The organism is Bradyrhizobium sp. Ken51, from assembly GCF_055807435.1.
Genome location: NZ_JBVVPB010000014.1, coordinates 188,111 through 204,372 on the forward strand (window position 1 = coordinate 188,111; position 16,262 = coordinate 204,372).

General features: G+C 64.1%; 17 protein-coding genes. All 17 read right to left on the reverse strand.

Annotated features, from left to right (window positions below):
• Window positions 1-37 precede the first annotated feature (37 nt).
• The gene (locus AC0L27_RS23635) at window positions 38-523 is read right to left on the reverse strand and encodes a rod-binding protein (RefSeq protein WP_275169358.1); all 486 of its coding nucleotides are present in this window, start codon (window positions 521-523) and stop codon (window positions 38-40) included.
• Window positions 520-939 carry a hypothetical protein gene (locus AC0L27_RS23640; protein WP_275169359.1) on the reverse strand — a complete coding sequence of 140 codons (420 nt, stop codon included), beginning with the start codon at window positions 937-939 and terminating at the stop codon, window positions 520-522. The genes AC0L27_RS23635 and AC0L27_RS23640 overlap by 4 nt, the downstream gene beginning before the upstream one ends.
• 6 nt (window positions 940-945) lie before the next feature.
• Entirely contained in the window at window positions 946-1,698 is a 753-nt protein-coding gene (gene fliR, locus AC0L27_RS23645; protein WP_275169360.1) for a flagellar biosynthesis protein FliR, read from the reverse strand.
• Complete coding sequence (gene flhA / locus AC0L27_RS23650) at window positions 1,695-3,776, reverse strand: flagellar biosynthesis protein FlhA (RefSeq protein ID WP_275169361.1); 2,082 nt, start codon at window positions 3,774-3,776, stop codon at window positions 1,695-1,697. Before flhA ends, fliR begins: the two co-directional genes overlap by 4 nt.
• Window positions 3,777-3,868: 92 nt before the next feature.
• The gene (fliQ, locus tag AC0L27_RS23655) at window positions 3,869-4,135 is read right to left on the reverse strand and encodes a flagellar biosynthesis protein FliQ (RefSeq protein ID WP_018453982.1); all 267 of its coding nucleotides are present in this window, start codon (window positions 4,133-4,135) and stop codon (window positions 3,869-3,871) included.
• Window positions 4,132-4,545, reverse strand: a complete 414-nt coding sequence (gene flgD, locus AC0L27_RS23660; RefSeq protein ID WP_275169362.1) for a flagellar hook assembly protein FlgD — start codon at window positions 4,543-4,545, stop codon at window positions 4,132-4,134. Before flgD ends, fliQ begins: the two co-directional genes overlap by 4 nt.
• A 14-nt stretch (window positions 4,546-4,559) precedes the next feature.
• Window positions 4,560-4,970 carry a flagellar biosynthesis repressor FlbT gene (flbT, locus tag AC0L27_RS23665; protein WP_275169363.1) on the reverse strand — a complete coding sequence of 137 codons (411 nt, stop codon included), beginning with the start codon at window positions 4,968-4,970 and terminating at the stop codon, window positions 4,560-4,562.
• The gene (gene flaF, locus AC0L27_RS23670; RefSeq protein ID WP_275169364.1) at window positions 4,970-5,314 is read right to left on the reverse strand and encodes a flagellar biosynthesis regulator FlaF; all 345 of its coding nucleotides are present in this window, start codon (window positions 5,312-5,314) and stop codon (window positions 4,970-4,972) included. Before flaF ends, flbT begins: the two co-directional genes overlap by 1 nt.
• Window positions 5,315-5,381: 67 nt before the next feature.
• Window positions 5,382-6,428 (reverse strand): flagellar hook-associated family protein, encoded by a 1,047-nt coding sequence (locus AC0L27_RS23675; protein ID WP_275169365.1) that lies wholly within the window; start codon window positions 6,426-6,428, stop codon window positions 5,382-5,384.
• A 3-nt stretch (window positions 6,429-6,431) separates the two neighbouring features.
• A complete protein-coding gene (gene flgK / locus AC0L27_RS23680; protein WP_275169366.1) occupies window positions 6,432-7,907 on the reverse strand; it encodes a flagellar hook-associated protein FlgK in 1,476 nt (491 codons plus the stop codon).
• 34 nt (window positions 7,908-7,941) lie between these two features.
• Complete coding sequence (locus AC0L27_RS23685; protein ID WP_473320509.1) at window positions 7,942-9,168, reverse strand: flagellar hook protein FlgE; 1,227 nt, start codon at window positions 9,166-9,168, stop codon at window positions 7,942-7,944.
• 95 nt (window positions 9,169-9,263) lie between these two features.
• The gene (locus AC0L27_RS23690) at window positions 9,264-9,845 is read right to left on the reverse strand and encodes a lytic transglycosylase domain-containing protein (protein ID WP_354204993.1); all 582 of its coding nucleotides are present in this window, start codon (window positions 9,843-9,845) and stop codon (window positions 9,264-9,266) included.
• Window positions 9,796-11,160 carry a flagellar hook-length control protein FliK gene (fliK, locus tag AC0L27_RS23695; protein WP_275169369.1) on the reverse strand — a complete coding sequence of 455 codons (1,365 nt, stop codon included), beginning with the start codon at window positions 11,158-11,160 and terminating at the stop codon, window positions 9,796-9,798. Before fliK ends, AC0L27_RS23690 begins: the two co-directional genes overlap by 50 nt.
• Window positions 11,157-12,338, reverse strand: coding sequence for a chemotaxis protein (locus tag AC0L27_RS23700; RefSeq protein WP_275169370.1), 1,182 nt, complete (start codon window positions 12,336-12,338; stop codon window positions 11,157-11,159). Before AC0L27_RS23700 ends, fliK begins: the two co-directional genes overlap by 4 nt.
• Window positions 12,335-13,669 carry a MotB family protein gene (locus AC0L27_RS23705; RefSeq protein WP_275169371.1) on the reverse strand — a complete coding sequence of 445 codons (1,335 nt, stop codon included), beginning with the start codon at window positions 13,667-13,669 and terminating at the stop codon, window positions 12,335-12,337. Before AC0L27_RS23705 ends, AC0L27_RS23700 begins: the two co-directional genes overlap by 4 nt.
• Window positions 13,670-13,675: 6 nt before the next feature.
• Window positions 13,676-14,395 carry a hypothetical protein gene (locus AC0L27_RS23710; protein WP_275169372.1) on the reverse strand — a complete coding sequence of 240 codons (720 nt, stop codon included), beginning with the start codon at window positions 14,393-14,395 and terminating at the stop codon, window positions 13,676-13,678.
• Complete coding sequence (fliF, locus tag AC0L27_RS23715) at window positions 14,392-16,023, reverse strand: flagellar basal-body MS-ring/collar protein FliF (RefSeq protein WP_275169373.1); 1,632 nt, start codon at window positions 16,021-16,023, stop codon at window positions 14,392-14,394. The genes AC0L27_RS23710 and fliF overlap by 4 nt, the downstream gene beginning before the upstream one ends.
• Between the last annotated feature and the right edge of the window lie 239 nt (window positions 16,024-16,262).

Below are 16,262 nucleotides of genomic sequence, written 5' to 3' on the forward strand. Positions count from 1 at the left end.
ATTCATCCTTCAACTTCTGTCATCCATTGCCGGATCGTCATCCGGCCTTGCCCGTAGCGTCCGGTCCCGCCGGATGCGCGGCAGCGAGCTGCTTGGCAATGCCAATGCCCTTGCCCTTTGCCAGCTGAGCACCAAGTTGCTCCGCCAGCATCGACTTCCAGACACCGCCGGCCGTGCCCTTGCCAAAGACCTCCTCCGACTCCTTCGGCAGCATCGTCTCGACGAAGGTCTGGAGGATGAAGGCTTCGAACTTGCGGTACACCTCGCCGGATGCCGGCGCTTTGATCACCTGCACCGGCGCCCCGTTCACCGCACCCGACTGCGGTTCCGAAATCTTCGTCGCGGATTGATCGGCAGCAGCCGCCTTGGCCTTCGCCTTGCCGACCTCCGTGTCCATCGTGGCGGCGAAATCCGTGTCCGATGATTTCAGCGCATCGAGCTTCGCGGCGGCCGCGCGCTGCGTCACGGGATCGGCTGCGTCGAGGACGTCGAGAACGAGGTCGGGCGTCGCTGTCACGATCATGTCTTGTTCCGGTTGGCTAGCCGTGGCGTCCACTCGCGCACGGTGAGGCTTGTTCCCGTCATCTCCTCGAGCGATCGCTTCTCGGCGTCGCGAAGCTTGTCCGCGAGCGCCGCCTTCGCGACCTGCTCGAACTGCTTCACACGGCGGCTCTCCGCGCGAACCTGGTCGAGCTGCTGCGAGGCCTGCGCCTGAATCGCGCGCGCGCCGAGGCTGGTTCTGGTCAGGCGCCGCGCGATCGATTCGCTCGATGATCCCGCCGGCGGCTTCCCCTCGTTGAGAGTTCCGACCAGCCATTCCTGCTCGTCCTGCAAGCTGCGCTCCTGCTGCCGCAGATGCGCGAGCTGCCATTCTGACAGCCGGAGCTGGAGCTTCACGAGCGAAACCATCCGGCCGAGCTTGTCCGCGCGCGACGTCATGACCGATCACTCCGCCAGCCAGGACGAGACGCCAAGCATGAATTGCGTCAAGAGCTCGTCGCTGGTGAGGTAGAGCAGCAGGAATCCGCCGAACAGCACGAAGGGCACCGAGATGAAATAGACAGGAATCGCCGGCGTCAGTTTGTTGATCAGCCCGACCGCCAGGTTGACGACGACCGAATAGACGATGAAAGGACTGGCGATCCGCAGCGTCAGCACGAATGCCTCCGACAACCGGCCCACGAGCTGGTCGAGCGGCATGCTGCCGCCGAGCCGGTCGCCGGGATGCCAGACGTCGTAGGAGTTCATCAGCCCGCGCAGGACCTGCCAGTGCTGGTCGGTCATGAAGAACAGCGTGGTGACGGCCGTCATGATCAGCGGCACCAGGGCCGGCGCCGGATCGGTGTCGCCCACCGGCGTCCCCGGGATGTTGCTCAGCCCGATCGCACTGGCCATCATGGTGGCCATGGTCTGGAGTGCGAGGAAGAACACGCGACCGCCGAGCCCGATGACGCTGCCGACCACGAGCTCGGAGCAGATCAGCAGCACGAGCGTCAGCGGCGCCGCGTTGTCCGTGAGAGGCTTCAGGACAGCAATCAGGATCGGCGTCAGCGCAAACGTCGTGACGAGCGCGACGAACAATCGGACCTGGGCCGGAACGTTGACGCTGGAATAGCCGGGCACCAGCATCAGGCAGGCACCGATGCGGCAGAACACGATGAACGTCACCAGCACGCTGTCGGTGAGGCCGCTGATCACGATATGGCTCCAAGCGCCCTGATCTCGGTGCTGCGCGCGACTTCGACATGCGACAGGATCGGCAGTGTCGGAAAGACCCGCTCCAGGATCATCCGGACGTAGGGACGCGCTTCCGGGGTCACCGCCAGCACCACGCTGGTGCCGTTCTCGGTGAACTTGCGGATCGCGGCGCTGGCTTCGGTCGCAAACTGCTCGATCAGGCGCGGGTCGGCGTCGAATTCGACGACGTCGCCCTTGGCGTCGCGCTTCAGGCTCTGGTGGAACGCGAGATCCCAACGGTTGCCGAGACGGACGACGTTGAGCACGCCATTGTCGGAGAGATCGCCGCAAATCTGCTGGGCAAGACGTGTACGCACATGTTCTGCCACCTGCTCGGAGCGCCGCACATGGGGCGCGATTTCGGCGATGGCTTCGAGGATCAGATGGAGGTTGCGGATCGACACGCGCTCGGCCAGCAGGATCTTCAGGATCGCCAGCAGCCCCGAATACGATATCTGCGACGGGCAGAGATCCTCGACCAGGCGCTTGTATTCGGGATCGAGCTGGTCGAGCAGGCCGCGCATGTCCTTGTAGGACAGCAGCTGGGCGAGGTTGGCCCTGATCACTTCGCTCAGATGCGTGAGCAGCACCGACAGATTGTCGACCGGCTTGCAGCCCTGACGCTTGACCTCGTCGGTGAACGCGTCCGTCACCCACAACGCCTTCATGCCGAAGGCCGGCTCGATCACCTCTTCGCCTGGCACGTCGGGCTTGCCGTCCTTGTCGACCAGCACCAGCACTTCGCCGAGCCGGAGCTCGCCCTGCGCGACGCGGGTGTCGTGGATCCGGATCTGGTATCCTTTGGGATCGATCGACAAATTGTCGGTGAGCTTGATCTCGGGAACCACGAAGCCGTACTGCTTGGCGAACTTCTTGCGGATCTTCGCCACGCGGTGCGCCAGCTCGTGGCGCGAGCCCAGCAGGTGGACCGAGAGGTGGCCGCCGAGCGCCAGCTCGATCTCCGCCGTCTTGAGCGATTCCTTGACGGATTCCTTGGCATCGACCTGGGCGCGTTCGTCGGCCTTGCGCGCATCTTCCTTCTGCTTCAGGGCTGCCTGCCGCCTCGGCAGCGAGTATCCGACGAAAGCCATGACGCCGCCGAGCAGCAGGAAGGGCGCCGTCGGCAGCCCCGGCATCAAGGCGAGCACGAACATCATCAGCGCGGCGGCCGACACCGCGCGCGGATAGCCGCCGAGCTGCCGCAACACCGCCTGCTCGGCCGAACCCCTGGTGCCGCCCTTCGAGACGAGCAGGCCCGCCGACAGCGACACGATCAGCGCCGGCATCTGCGTTACCAGACCGTCGCCCACGGAGAGCTTGGTGTAGACGTCGGCGGCCCGTGCCAGCGTCAACCCGTGATGCGTCACGCCGATGATGATACCGCCGAAAATGTTGATCGCGGTGATGATCAAACCGGCGACGGCGTCGCCGCGGACGAATTTCGAGGCACCGTCCATGGCGCCGAAAAACGCGCTCTCCTCTTCCAGCTCGCGGCGCCGGCGCTGGGCTTCCTTGTCGTCGATCAGGCCCGCGGACAGATCCGCGTCGATCGCCATCTGCTTGCCGGGGATGGCATCCAGAGTGAAACGGGCGCCGACTTCGGCGATACGCGTTGCGCCCTTGGTGATCACGACGAAGTTCACCGTGACCAGAATGGCGAAGATGATCAGGCCGATGACGAAATCACCACCCATGACGAACTTCGAGAAACCGGCAACGACATGGCCCGCAGCGTTTTCCCCCTCCCCACCGCGCGACAGGATGAGACGGGTCGTTGCGACGTTGAGCGCAAGCCGCAGGATTGTCGCGATCAGGAGCACGGTCGGGAATGCCGAGAAATCGAGCGGCCGCTGGATCCACAGCGCGACCATCAGGATCAGCGCCGACAGCGCGATCGAGAATGCGAGACCGAGATCGATCAGGATTGGCGGTATCGGCAGGAACAGGATCGTGAGCATGGCCACGATGCCGCCTGCGAAAAAGGCATCGGCGCCCAATCGTCGCGGGGTCGGCAGGCTAGCAGCTAACGTATCGGCCATGGGTCACCGGCAGAGGATCCGGCCCGTAATCTGCCGTGCAAAGCTTACGCGGGGGTGGTGGCAGGGTGGCAGAGTGACCAGGACAGTCCGGATCAGAAGCCGCGCTCGATGTGCGAATAGACCATCTCGGTGAAGGTGGAGAGATGGGCTCCGATGAAGGAGCCGGAGACGGCGACGACCACGAGAATGACGATGATCTTCGGAACGAAGGTCAGCGTCACCTCCTGGATCTGGGTCAACGCCTGGATCAGCGCGATGATAGTGCCGACCAGCATCGCGGCACCGACGGCAGGCCCGGAGGCAACGATGATGGTCCAGATCGCCGCCTGGACGATGTCGAGAGCATCCCGTTCGTTCATGACTGGCTGATCGTGAGACCGGGACCGATCGCGACTTTCGTACCGTTCTCGAGTGTCGCGACGGAGCCGTCGCTGTTGATGGAAACCGAAGCGACCTTGCCGCTGAAGCTCGCGCCGGTCGAGTCCGTGAAGCTCACGGTCTTTCCGATCAACCCATTGGCCTGCGACAGCGACTGCGAAGACAGCAGAGCGTCGAGCTTGTTATTGGTCTGCATTGCCTGCTCGACCGACGAAAGCTGCGCAAACTGGCTCATGTATTGGGAGGTATCCATCGGATTGGTCGGATCCTGATTCTTCATCTCCGCAATGAGGAGCCGAAGAAACGTGTTGTAGTCGACGCCGGTGCTCGACGTCGACGTCGTCGAACTGGACGACTTGCTGGTGCTATCGGTCGCGCTGGTGACGTTCATGTATCTCTCCGCTGTCAGGCAGCCTCGAATGGGGAATCGATCTTGGCGCCGGCCAGGATGGCCTGCTCCACCGGAAACAGTGCCCGGATCCGCTTGAGCGCCTCGAAGTAACGGCTGGCCCCGACCAGGTCGTCGACCGCGCCAAGCCCGACCAGCATCTCCTGGCTCTCGCACACGGCGAGCAGGGCCGCGTGATGCTGCCCGTAAAGAGCTGCAGCGTCCCGGACGTCGGTCGGATTCATCAGCATGAGCTGGACGATGAAATAGAGCTGCCGCAGCGCCGTGGTGGCGTCGGAGGCCTGCATGATCTGCCCTTCGAGCAGGAACATCACGTCGTTGACGAGCTCGACGGAGACCTTGCGGTCCACGCGCAGCACCGCGCCGTTGATGTAGACCCGTTCGCCCGCGCGCAAGGATATTTTCATCAAAGAGCGTCTCGGATCAGGCGGTTGATTTCGATGAGCTGCATCACGTCATTCGACCTTTCTTCGCGAAGGCGGTCGGCTTCCTTGACGACCCACAGGCCGATCGAGATGATGTCCGCGCGCAGCTTTTCCGGAAGCCCGTTTTCCGGATGCGCGAGATCCTCGATGAAGATCGTCCACAGCCGCCGCACATAGAGTAGGCTCTCGACCAGATCCTCGAGGCTGAAGCGGTCCTTCTGGATCCGCTCGAGCCGGTCGATGCCGAGGCTGAGCGCCTGCCGCTCGCGGCCCCGCGCCTCATAGCCGCTCTCGTCGACGACCGCTTCATAGGCTTCAAACGTCATCAGGACAACTCTGCGCAGGAGACCGAACAACAAGACAAGGGTTACGAACCTTACGAAGGAGCTGGACTCAGAGATAGTTGATGAGGCTGATCTTCTGGAGCTGCGAGGTGAGCGCAAGCGCCGTCTGGATCTGCGTCTGCAAGGTGTTGACCCGGACCGATGCTTCCGTCGGATCGACCTTCTCTATACCGACGATCTGATTGTTCAGAATATCCTGCTGCGTCTTGAGCTTGTCGGTTGCGGAGGTGATCCGTTGCTGGACCGTACCGATGTTGCCGCCGAGGGTCGCAAGGTCACTGATGGCGTTTCCGACAAGGCCGATGGCCTTGTCCACGACGACCTGGAACGTCGCTTGATCCAGGCTGGCGTTTCCGAGATCCGCCATCATGGTGTAGGCCTCGGCGAGCTTGCGGAAGCCTGGCTGATTGGCGCTGACGGAGGTATCAGCGATCTCGGTCGTGGAGATACGGCTTTGCATGACCTGGTCGGTCGCCGACGACCAATTGGTGTTCCAGGCCGGGCTCGCGAACTCCGCATCGAAGGTGGTGTCCAGGAAGGTCTGCATCTGAGCCGGGGTGATGCTGCTCACGCTGGGCGATGATTGCGAGAAGCCGAAGGTCGCAAGGAAGTCGGCGTCGACCTGGTTCTTGCTCGCGGAGCCCGCGGTGTAGGCCGTGATCGGCGTGTTCTGCGTGTTGATGCCCGAGAACAGAGACGAGCCGTTATAGGATACGTTCAGCGCGCCAATCAAATCCTGGAGGTTGGAGGACGCAGGCGGCAGGATGATCCGCCCGCCGCCGTCGGTACTGCGAGCCGCGATAAGGTCCTTGAGGAAGTCCGTTGCGGTCGAACCAAGCTGGGTGATCCGGCTCTGCGTTATGTCCAGGCGTCCCGAGACCAGCCCGTTGGTATCGACGAGTTGATCGGCGAAGCTCAGGTCCGCCCGCAGGCTGACGTCGCTTCCCGTCGTGGCGCCAAGCTCGAGGCCGACATCGGCGAAGCGGCCGGTGGTGGCTTCCTTCGAGGCCTTGGCCAGCGCGGCCTGATTGTTCGTGATCGAGGACCTCAACGACGAAGACAGCATCAAGGTCGAGATGTAGTTCGCGCTCATCATCACTTAATTTCCCACGGCGGCCAGCAGGCTCTGCAGCATTTCGTCGACGGTCGAGATGATCTTCGACGAAGCCGAATAGGTGCGTTCGACCTGAAGCATCAACGACATCTCGTCGTCCATGTTGACGCCGCTGACGTTCGACAGCGCCGCGGTGCTGCGGTCGAGCAGCGTTTTCTGGTAGGTGACGTTGGAGTCGGCGGTCTTGCGCTGGTTTTCGATCCAGCTCGTCGAGGACGACGCGAAATCGATCAAGCTGCCGTTCGGCTTTCCTTGCGCGGTTGCATCGAACGGCTGCGACGCATCCATGCCGCCGATGAGCTGCTGCAGCCGGGCCGAGTACCCGCCGTTGCCGGCAGTATTGTATTGGTATGCGACGTTGCCGCTGATCGCACCGTCGCGCAGCAGGTTAGGATTGCCACCCTGGGCCGGATCGACCGATGCAGCAACCGAAATCGTGCCAGCGAGTCCCACCGAGACGGTGGCGCTCGCCGGCATCGCCGGCGAACCGGGATAAGTGAAGAGACCGGGAACGTCGGGCAGCGCCGCGCCGGACTGATCACTCTCCTTGAAGGTATCGATCAGGCCGCGCGCGATTTCGTCGAGCTGACTCTGATAGGTGACTGTGTCCTGGTCACGCAGCTGAGCGAGGCCTGCGAGCTTGCCTGATTTCAGCGGCATCACAGAATTGGCGCCGGTCACCGGCACGCCGTCGACATAGACCGCATTGCCGGTGGTACCGGCCGTATAAGCGTTGGTCGGCGCGAAACTCACCGTGCGCGCCAACTTGTCGAACAGGACGGCGCCGCTGTCGGTATAGAGCGCCGCGTCTCCGTTGGGACGGGTCGACATTGTGACGCCGAGCTCCTGCGACAGCTGCGAGACGATGCTGTCGCGCTGGTCGAGGTAGTCGGTGATGTCGTCGCCGGAGATCGTCCCCTTCACGATTGCGGTGTTCACGGTCTGGAATTGGGAGAGCAACCGATTGATGTTTTGAACCGACGTATTCATGTCGGCATCCGCGCCCTCCCGGACAGACTGCACGGTCTGGGTTGCCTGGTTGAGCGTGGTCGCCATGTCCTTGGCCGACGCCACCGCCGCCTGCGCCAGCGTGGTGTTGTCCGGGGCGTTGGCATATTGCTGGAGCGCCTTCTTCAGCGCATTGAGTTGCGCCGTCGGCGACTGGTCGAGCTCCGGATCGTCCACCGTGGCAGCTGCGATCTTCTGGAGACCGTCAAGGATCGCGCTCTGCTTGGCCGACGACGAGGTCGCGGTCAGCACGTTGGTGTAGAGACCCGAGCTGGCGGCGCGCTGGATCGCCGCCACGTAGACACCGGTTCCCGGGAGGTTGTCCAGCACGGCAATCTTGCGCGAATAGCCGGTGGAGCTGGCACCGGCGATGTTGCGCGAGATGACCGACGACTGGATGCCCGACGCCATCAGCGAGGAGCGGGCGGATTCGAGAGCGGCGGTAAGGTTCATGATCTGCTCTTGCCGGGAACGAGCGCTGAAGAAATCAGCGCTTCAGGTTGACGACCACGTCCAGCAGATCGGCGCCGGTCTGGAATGATTTCGAGTTCGCGGTGAAACCTCGCTGCGCCTCGATCATCGAGGTCAACTCGTCCGCGAGGTCGACGTTGGAATCTTCCAGCGCACCCGACTGGATCGTACCGAGCCCGCCCTGGCCGGCGAGGCCGACCTGCACGTTTCCGGAATCCAGGTTCGGCGAGTAGACGTTGCCGACTTCGGGCGTCAAATGGTCGGGGCTCGGAACGGTCGCGAGCGCGATCTGAAAGCTCGGCAGCTCGGTGCCATTCTTCAGGACAGCCGTGACCACGCCCTTGTCGTCAATGTTCACCTTCTCGACCGCCGATGGAGCGTTGCCATCGACCGTCGCCTTGAAGTCGAAGCTGGAGGCGACCTGGGTCATGGCCGACAGGTCCATGTTGAAGGACGAGCCGCCGGGGATGGTCACGGTCAGCGATGTCGGGCTTGCGGCGGCGAGCTTGCCCTTGCCCACTGCGGTGACGTCGAAGGTGAAGGTGTTGAGACCACCCGCGAGCGCGGTACCTGTCGAGGAATCGTAGAGCTGGATCTGCCAGGTATTCGCGGCGGTCTTCGCGGCATAGACGTCGACGGTCACGGCGTTGCCGATGTTGTCGTAGGTGACGACCGAAGTCTTCGAGGTATAGGCACCGGGACCGGGCGGGCCCGCGATGATCGCAGCGCTCGGATCCAGATTGGCGGCGACACTTGCCTTGGTCGATGGCGCGGCCTGCAGCGCCAATTGGTTGACGTTGATGACCTGGAGACCACCGAAGCCATTGGCGGCGACGGTGGGCGTGCCGCCGTTCGCGATGTTGTAGCCCATCAGCTGGAAGCCGGCGGAGTTGACGAGATTGCCCGTGCTGTCGGGCACGAACGCGCCGGCGCGCGTCAGGAAATTGTTGCCGTTCGGATCCTGCACGACGAAGAAGCCGTTGCCCTGGACCGCGAGGTCCGTCGCCGAGGTCGTGAACTGGTAATTGCCCGCATCGCTGATGGCGTAGCGGACCGTGGTCTCGACCGCGCCGGAATCGTAATTGCCCGAACCGCTCTTCAGGATCAGCGAGGAGAACTCGGTCGAAGCCCGCTTGTAGCCGGTGGTGTTGACGTTCGCGATGTTGTCCGAAACTGTCGACAGCTTGTTGGACTGCGCGTTCATCCCGGAAACGCCGGTGCGCATAACACCATACAGGCTCATGAATTGGGCTCCTTTGGTAGGTTGCAGTTACAATGGAGGCTGTTGCTTGCGCGAGGCTGATGATGGGGACCGATGCACAACTTGATGTCGGCCCTTCAGCTCGTTTTGGGCTGACAGAACGAGCGCGCCTTGTCGGTCCACGCGCCGAAGCCGCTGGAGACAAGATGCGCGACGATGTGACAGACGTAGCGTTTCTGCGCCGGCTGGTTGTTGGGGCCTGCATTGTAACGGGCGACTGCCATGGTCCAGCTGCCCTCGCGCTGCTTCAGCTCCTTCAGGAAGCGCGCGGCGTAGTCGACATTCACGGCGGGATCGAACATCGCCCGGACCGAGGCGAATTTGTCGCCGTGATAGTAGTGGTTGATCTGCATGCAGCCGAGGTCGATCAGCTTGATCCCCTTGGCTCGCATGGCTTCGAAGTTGGCGATCGCGTCGTTCATGTCCTTGGCGAACACGGTCTGTCCTTCGGCGCCGAGCGCATAAGGATGAAGCGCGCCGCGCCGCCCGGTCTCGGTCAGGCCGACCGCGTAGAGGATGCCGAGCGGAATTCCGTGCTGCTGGGACGCACGCGCCATCTCGCGCTCGCACGGGCGCGCGTTATCGGTCGCCGCGGCCGCGGTGCCGGCGTTACAGATAAACAGGGCCGCGACGAATTTGCGGCGCCACGTCCTGATCATGACGCGTCTCCTGGTTGGACTGGCGCTCCTGTCGAGCCTGCTTCGCGCCGCCGTCCGACTGTCCCGACGAATTGCTGGTGCCGTCGAACGTGCCCTGCGACTGCGACGAGGACTGTTGCTGGCCCGAGAGCTGCGGCTGCGACTGGCCGGAGCCACTCTGGAATCCATCCAGCGAGCCGTGCTGGACGGGCGCAATTTCGGCGACGTAGCCCGCCGACTGCATCAAATCGCGGATCGAATCGCGCTGCTGGTCCAGCATCTGGCTCGTGTCCTTTCGTTCGGCGGCGAGGTGGACGGACACCTCGTTGCCGACGAGACGAAGGCGCACGGTGACATTGCCGAGCGCGGGAGGCTCGAGATTGATGGTCAGAATCTTGAGCGGCTGATCCGGCGCATTGGCTTGGGACGCTGCAAGATCTGGAGCTGCGGACGCCGTCGGTGCCGGAGCTTCCTTCAGCTCGGCGACGACAACGTTGGCAACCTGCTGCGGCGCGTTGAACTGCGCCGGGGGCAGATGGGTCTCCTGCTGGACCACGGTGACCTTGGTCGTCTCGGGCAATGCGTCCCGCGTCGAGGCCTTGGCGGCACGCTCGACATTGGCCGCGATGGCCTCGAAGCCGGGTGCCGTTTGCGTCGGCGATGGCTCACTGCCGTCCGCCGATGTCGCCTGGTCGGTAGCCGTCGCGTGCGAAGCCGCGGCCTGCGAGTGCGCGGCGGTCGGAGCCGCGGGAGATGGGGGCTCGGCTGTCGTCGCCTTCGCCGTGCCCATGCCCTGAACGTCGCGCTTCGTCGTGGAAGACCGCTCCTCACGCCCGGACGCATCCTTCTTGTCGCCGGCCGGTGCTTGCATCTGCGGCATCACGACCGGCTGCCCGGCGACGATCTCCTGTCCGATGATCCCGGCGATGCTCGATCGGCTCTGGACGTCGGCCTGCTCCATATCATCGAGGGGACCATGTTTGCCGGACGATTTGTCGATCTTTTTGTCGGAAGATTTCTCGGTGGGCTTCTCGCTGGATCCGGGCTCTTCGACCGACGCGGTCCGTTCGTGCACCGTCTCGTCCGTCGCCTTGTCCTTCCCGCTCTGATGCGCCAGGCGCGTCCGCAGCGTTCCGGCTTTCACGGCCGTGTCGCTGCCCTCGTCGTTGAGCGCGCGCTTCGCGAGGTTCGAGACGGTGTGCAGCAGATCGTTGAAGGACGACTCCGCCTGCGCTTTCGTCCCGGCGCCCTTCCCAGAGCGCGATGTGCCCCGCATGTTGAGGCTTTCGGCGAGACCCGAAAAGACCGGTCCGGAGGTTCCACTGAGCTTCGTCATGGACGGCGATCCCTGGTGAGGAGTGCGAGCTCACCGAGCTGCTTCTGTGCACGCGCGAGCGTTGCGGTGGACGACGCGAGATCGACACGCGCCGGCGTGACCGGGGGCTTGTCGGCTGCGGCGGCGGATCCGCCGGCGAACGGCTTGCGAACGTCGAGTGCGAGCTGCATCGTTGCATTGAGAAAGGGAATGTCGCGCTCCGGCAGCTTCGACCGCTCGAGCGCCTTCAACTCGGCGAGACCGCCGTCATATTCGTCGGTGAGCGCCCGCGCCACGCCGCGGAACAAATGCGCCCGCTCGCGCTCCGCCGAGGCATCGGCGCTGAGAGTCAGCGCGCGTTCGCCGGCGAGCCGGGTCACGACCAGCCCCCCGCGCACCATCGCGGTGCGCGCGATCACGAGATACAGCTTGAGGCGGCTCGCGCGGTCGATCTGCTCCAGGAGGGTGGAGATCCGCGCAAACCGACGCTCGTCGAGCGCGAGGCTCGATTGCGTCAGACCCGTGGAAAACCGCTGCCAGAAGTCCCCGGCATAGACTGACTTGTGATAGTGCCGGATGTAGGCCAGCGCCAGGAACTCGAACTTGTCGAAATCCTCTGCTTGCCCGACCAGCAGGATCTCGCGCCGCAGAGCGGCCTCCTCCACCAATGTGCCCGGCAGGAGCAGGCGCGCGTCATCCAGACGCTCGATGGCAAACGATGCTTCGGCGCGTGCGAACAGGGCGCCCTGGACCAGCGCGAGCTGCCCGCCCAGACCCGACGGAATCGTCCGCGGCTTGACATCCTTGAGCAGTTCGCGCGCTTCGTCCTGACGACCCTCGACATAGGCAAGCGCGCCGTCGAACAGCCGTCCGTCGACATTCAGCTTGTCGCGCGGCAGCTTGCGGATGATTTGCGGCGCGCCGCCGCTGAGCAGGTAGATGACGGCGGCCTGGCCGTTCTGCGGATTACTCCACACGGCCGGATCGGCCGCGAGAAGTTTTTCGCCGATCTGCCGGATCAATGCACCGTGGCTGCCGTGCGCCGCATTATCGCCGTTGGCGATGCCGTCTTGCACGGCCTGCAACGCCCGAACGAGCTCATACGGCTCGCTCGATGTCGGTGCCGCCTCGGCGAATGCGCCTGCCGCCGTGAACGACAGCAGCATCAGCAGCGCAGCGCGGAGAAGAGGCCTGATCAAGGACGCTTCTCCCGGACCATGATCTCGATCCGTCTGTTCTGCGCGGCCGCCGGATCGTTTTGAAGTTTCGGCCGCCGATCGGCATAGCCCTCGACATGCTCGATGCGCTGCGCATCGACGCCGGAGCGGACCAGCATGTAATAGGCCATCTGCGCACGCGCCGTCGACAGCCGCCAGTTGTCGTAGGTCTCCGAACGGTATGGCCGATTGTCGGTGTGGCCGCGGACGATGATCACGCCGGGACGCTTCGTCAGCAGCGGGCCGATCTTGTCGATCACACGGATGAGTTCGGGTCGCGGCTCAGCCGAGCCGACCGCGAACATGCCGAAGTTTGCATCGTCGGTCAGGCTGATCAGCAGGCCGTCCTCGACCTGGCGCACCTCGGCCACCGGTCCCGCGCCGGCCTTGACGTCCGACAGCGCATCCGCGATCGCCGACTGAAGCTGTCTGATCGCTAGCTGCTGGGCCTGAATCGCGTCGCGCTCGGATTCCTTGGTCGTGTCGTTGGGACGCGGCTGCGCGACGGCATTGGCTTGATTACCGGCCTGGGCACCCGGCTGCGCGCTCCCTTCGCGTGAAGACTGCGACGGCGCGGGCCCCGGCGGCAGTAAGGCCGACAGGCTTGCGGACGACGCATCGGCGTTCGGAGCCACGCTTCCGCCAGCATCGTCCTGCCTGGCTCGGCGTGCCTGCGTCTCGCCTTGGCCCGTGCCAGGCGCAGTGTCGCGCGCGGCCGCATTCGGCTTGGACTCGGGCTTGGGTTCGCCCTCGATGATGCGATCGGCGTCCTTCGCTGCCTGCGGCGCAAGCTTCCAATAGCCGGGATCGAACGGATCGCGGTAGGCGTCGCCTCCCTTGAGGCCGTCCTCCTCGGCGGACGTCAGAGCGCCGGCGCGCCGCTGGCCCGAGGCTTGGTTCGCGCTGCTGGCGATCTCGGCGAGCGTCGTATAGGGATCGCGGAACAGGACCTTCTCCTCGTAGAAGGGCGGCTTCTCGGCGGTCGGAGAGTCACCGCGACGTTCCTCGCTCGGTCCTCCCGGCTGACGCCTGCCGTCCTGGCCGTCGAACGACGACGGCTCCTTCTTGGAGAGATCCTTGAGCCCCTTCGGGGCAGGTGCGTTCTCCGCGAGCTTGATCGGATTGAAATAGCTCGCAACCACCTGCTTCTGGTCCTGGTTGAGTGCATTGATCAGCCACATCACCAGGAAGAACGCCATCATCGCGGTCATGAAGTCCGCATAGGCGATCTTCCAGACGCCGCCGTGCGGCTTCTCATCGTCGAAGGCGCTCCGCCGGCGGATGATGACGAGTTCTGACTTGACCTCATTCATGACGGACTACCGGCGCGCCTCTTTCAGGCGCTCGCTCCAGGCCGTGATCTGCGTCTCGATCACTGTCTGGTCGGCCACGACGCGAACCTCGAAAGTATCGGCGGCCTCATACTCGAAGCCCGTTCGCCGGGCCGTCCCGAGCTGCGTCTTCACCAGGTCGAGCAGTTCGCTCGGGCCCGTGACCTTGAACACCGGCACCGGCGAATTTCCGGTCAGCGCCGCAATCTGCTCGACCAGCGACCCGATCGCCTTGTCGCGGACCGCATCGGCCAGGAACGGCAGCAATATCCGCGCAACGGAGCTCGCGATGTTGGTCTCGATTTCGCGACACGCCGTCTCGAAACCGGTGACGACCGCCACCGCCTGCTGGTCGGACCACTTGGCCCGCTCTTCGCCGAGCCGGATTGCGCTGCGCACTCGTTCCTCGGCGATCCTGGACTCGCCCTCCGCGACGCCGGCCGCATGGCCGCGCCGAAAGGCATCGTCCAGGAGATTGACCGCCGGGGCTTCCGCCTTCGGCGCCGGAGGCGGCGACTGAAGCTGCGGGTGCGACTGCGGTTGCGAATGGGTCTGGGGCTGCGGCTGAGGCTGAGGCTGAGGCTCGCGCCGGGCTTCCTTCGGCCTCGTCAGCACGTCCTGGATTTTGGGTGGCGGTGGAGGTGGAGGCGATTTGACCCGCCCGTTCGCGTCGAACTGCGTCAGGAGCTTTCCGATTGCCGCGTTCATGCCGCCTCCTCGCGTCGCATCCAGTCTTTAAGGATCGCTGCCGCCTGCATCTGATCGAGACGGACGATCTGCTCCAACCGCTTCTGCGGCGTTCGCTGCATCTTGCCTTCGAGGTCTTCGACCAGGTTGAGCTCGGCCTCCTCGTTGTCCGCCAATGCAAGGGCGCCAGCGGCCGACTCGAGCTCGGCAGCTTCCGCCGCCTCGGTCTGCTCCTGCGCCGCACGATGGGTCAAAATGCCGTTGACCGCAGGACGAAGTCCGAACCACACCAGCATCGAAGCGACGGCCAGGATCGTCACTGCGTTGATGACGCTGCCGAGCTGCTTGTTGATCATCTCGACGAAGCTGATCGGCGGCACCGGTGCCAGTTCGCGAGAGCCTTCGATGAAATCGACGGCTGTCACCTGGATCTGGTCGCCGCGCGCCTTGTCCAGCCCGCCGGCCGTGGCTGCGAGTTGGCTGATCTCGGCGAGCTTGCTGTCGACGATGGCCTGGTTGCTCTTGTCCCCGAGGTCGGCAATGAGCCGCCCGCGGTTCACCAGCACGGCAATGAACAGCTTCTTCACCGAATAGCCGTCGCTCACCGTCGTCGTGGTCTTGGAAGAGACCTCGAAATTCGTGACGTCCTCGCGGCGGGTCTTGTCCTCGCTGGAATTCTTGGTGCCGCCGGCGTTCACCTGCTGGTCGGGAAGGTTCTGCTGCACCGTGGTCGGCTGCGAACGGTCCGCATTCTGCGACTTCTCGTTCTCGCGGACGTTCCTCACCGAACGTTCTGCGCGGCTCTCCGGATCGTAGACGGTCTCGTTGATCTGCCGCTTGTCGGTGGAGAGCTGCGATGCAACGCTCACTTCGAAATTGTCGAGGCCCAGATACGGCGTCAGCGCCTTGCGGATGTTCTCTTGCACCATCCCGCCGACCGTCTTCTGCAGGCTCGCCATCTTGGTCGGAGCAGCCGTCGCCTCATCCTCTTCGGCAAGCAGCATCGAACCGTCGGCGTCCAGCACCGTGACCTTGTCGCGACTCATGCCCGGAATGGCCGCCGCGACGAGATGACGGATCGACTGCGCCGTGCGTGCCTCGATTGCGCCGTCGGTGCGCAGCACGACCGATGCCGAAGGCGGCTGCTGCGTCGCGCGGAACGACCCCCGCACCGGCATCACGATATGCACCCGCGCCGCCTTCACGCCCTTCATCAACTGCACCGTGCGGGCGATTTCGCCTTCCAGCGCCCGGAGCTTGGTGACCTCCTGCATGAACGAGGTCAAACCGAGCGAGCCGATCTTGTCGAAGAGCTCGTAGCCGGAATTGGCGCTGGTCGGCAGCCCCTTCTCGGCGAGCAGCATCCGCGCTTGCATCGTCTGGCTCGGACGCACCGAGACCGCGTCGCCGGCTGTGTTGACGTCGAAGGTGATGTTCTGCTCGCGCAGCGCGGCACCCATACGCGTCACGTCTTCGCGGGAAAGGCCGGTATAGAGCGTTTCGAATTCAGGCCGGCTCAGATAATAGGCGCCGCCCACGACGGTGACGAGAACGGCGAAACCGATCAATCCCAAGGCCATCAGGCGTCGCGGCCCAAGCTCGAGCAGATTGTTGAGCAGTTGCTGTACCTGCGCACGACTGAGCAGCATGTGACCTCGTACCAATGCGAACGTAGAGGACACTCTGCTGCCAACCTTGTCTGAAGGTTGCGCGAGATCACGAATGTGTCGGTTCGCCGGCGAGGCGTTGCAATTTTACAAGAGACTGAGTGACGCGATCGCGCGCGTCGGCAACAAGCGGACGGCCGGTCGCATCGCGGTGCGATCGGCGACGGCGTGTTGCCTGGAAGGTGGCGTCAGGAGACCGATGTGGGCACTTCGTGTGCCGT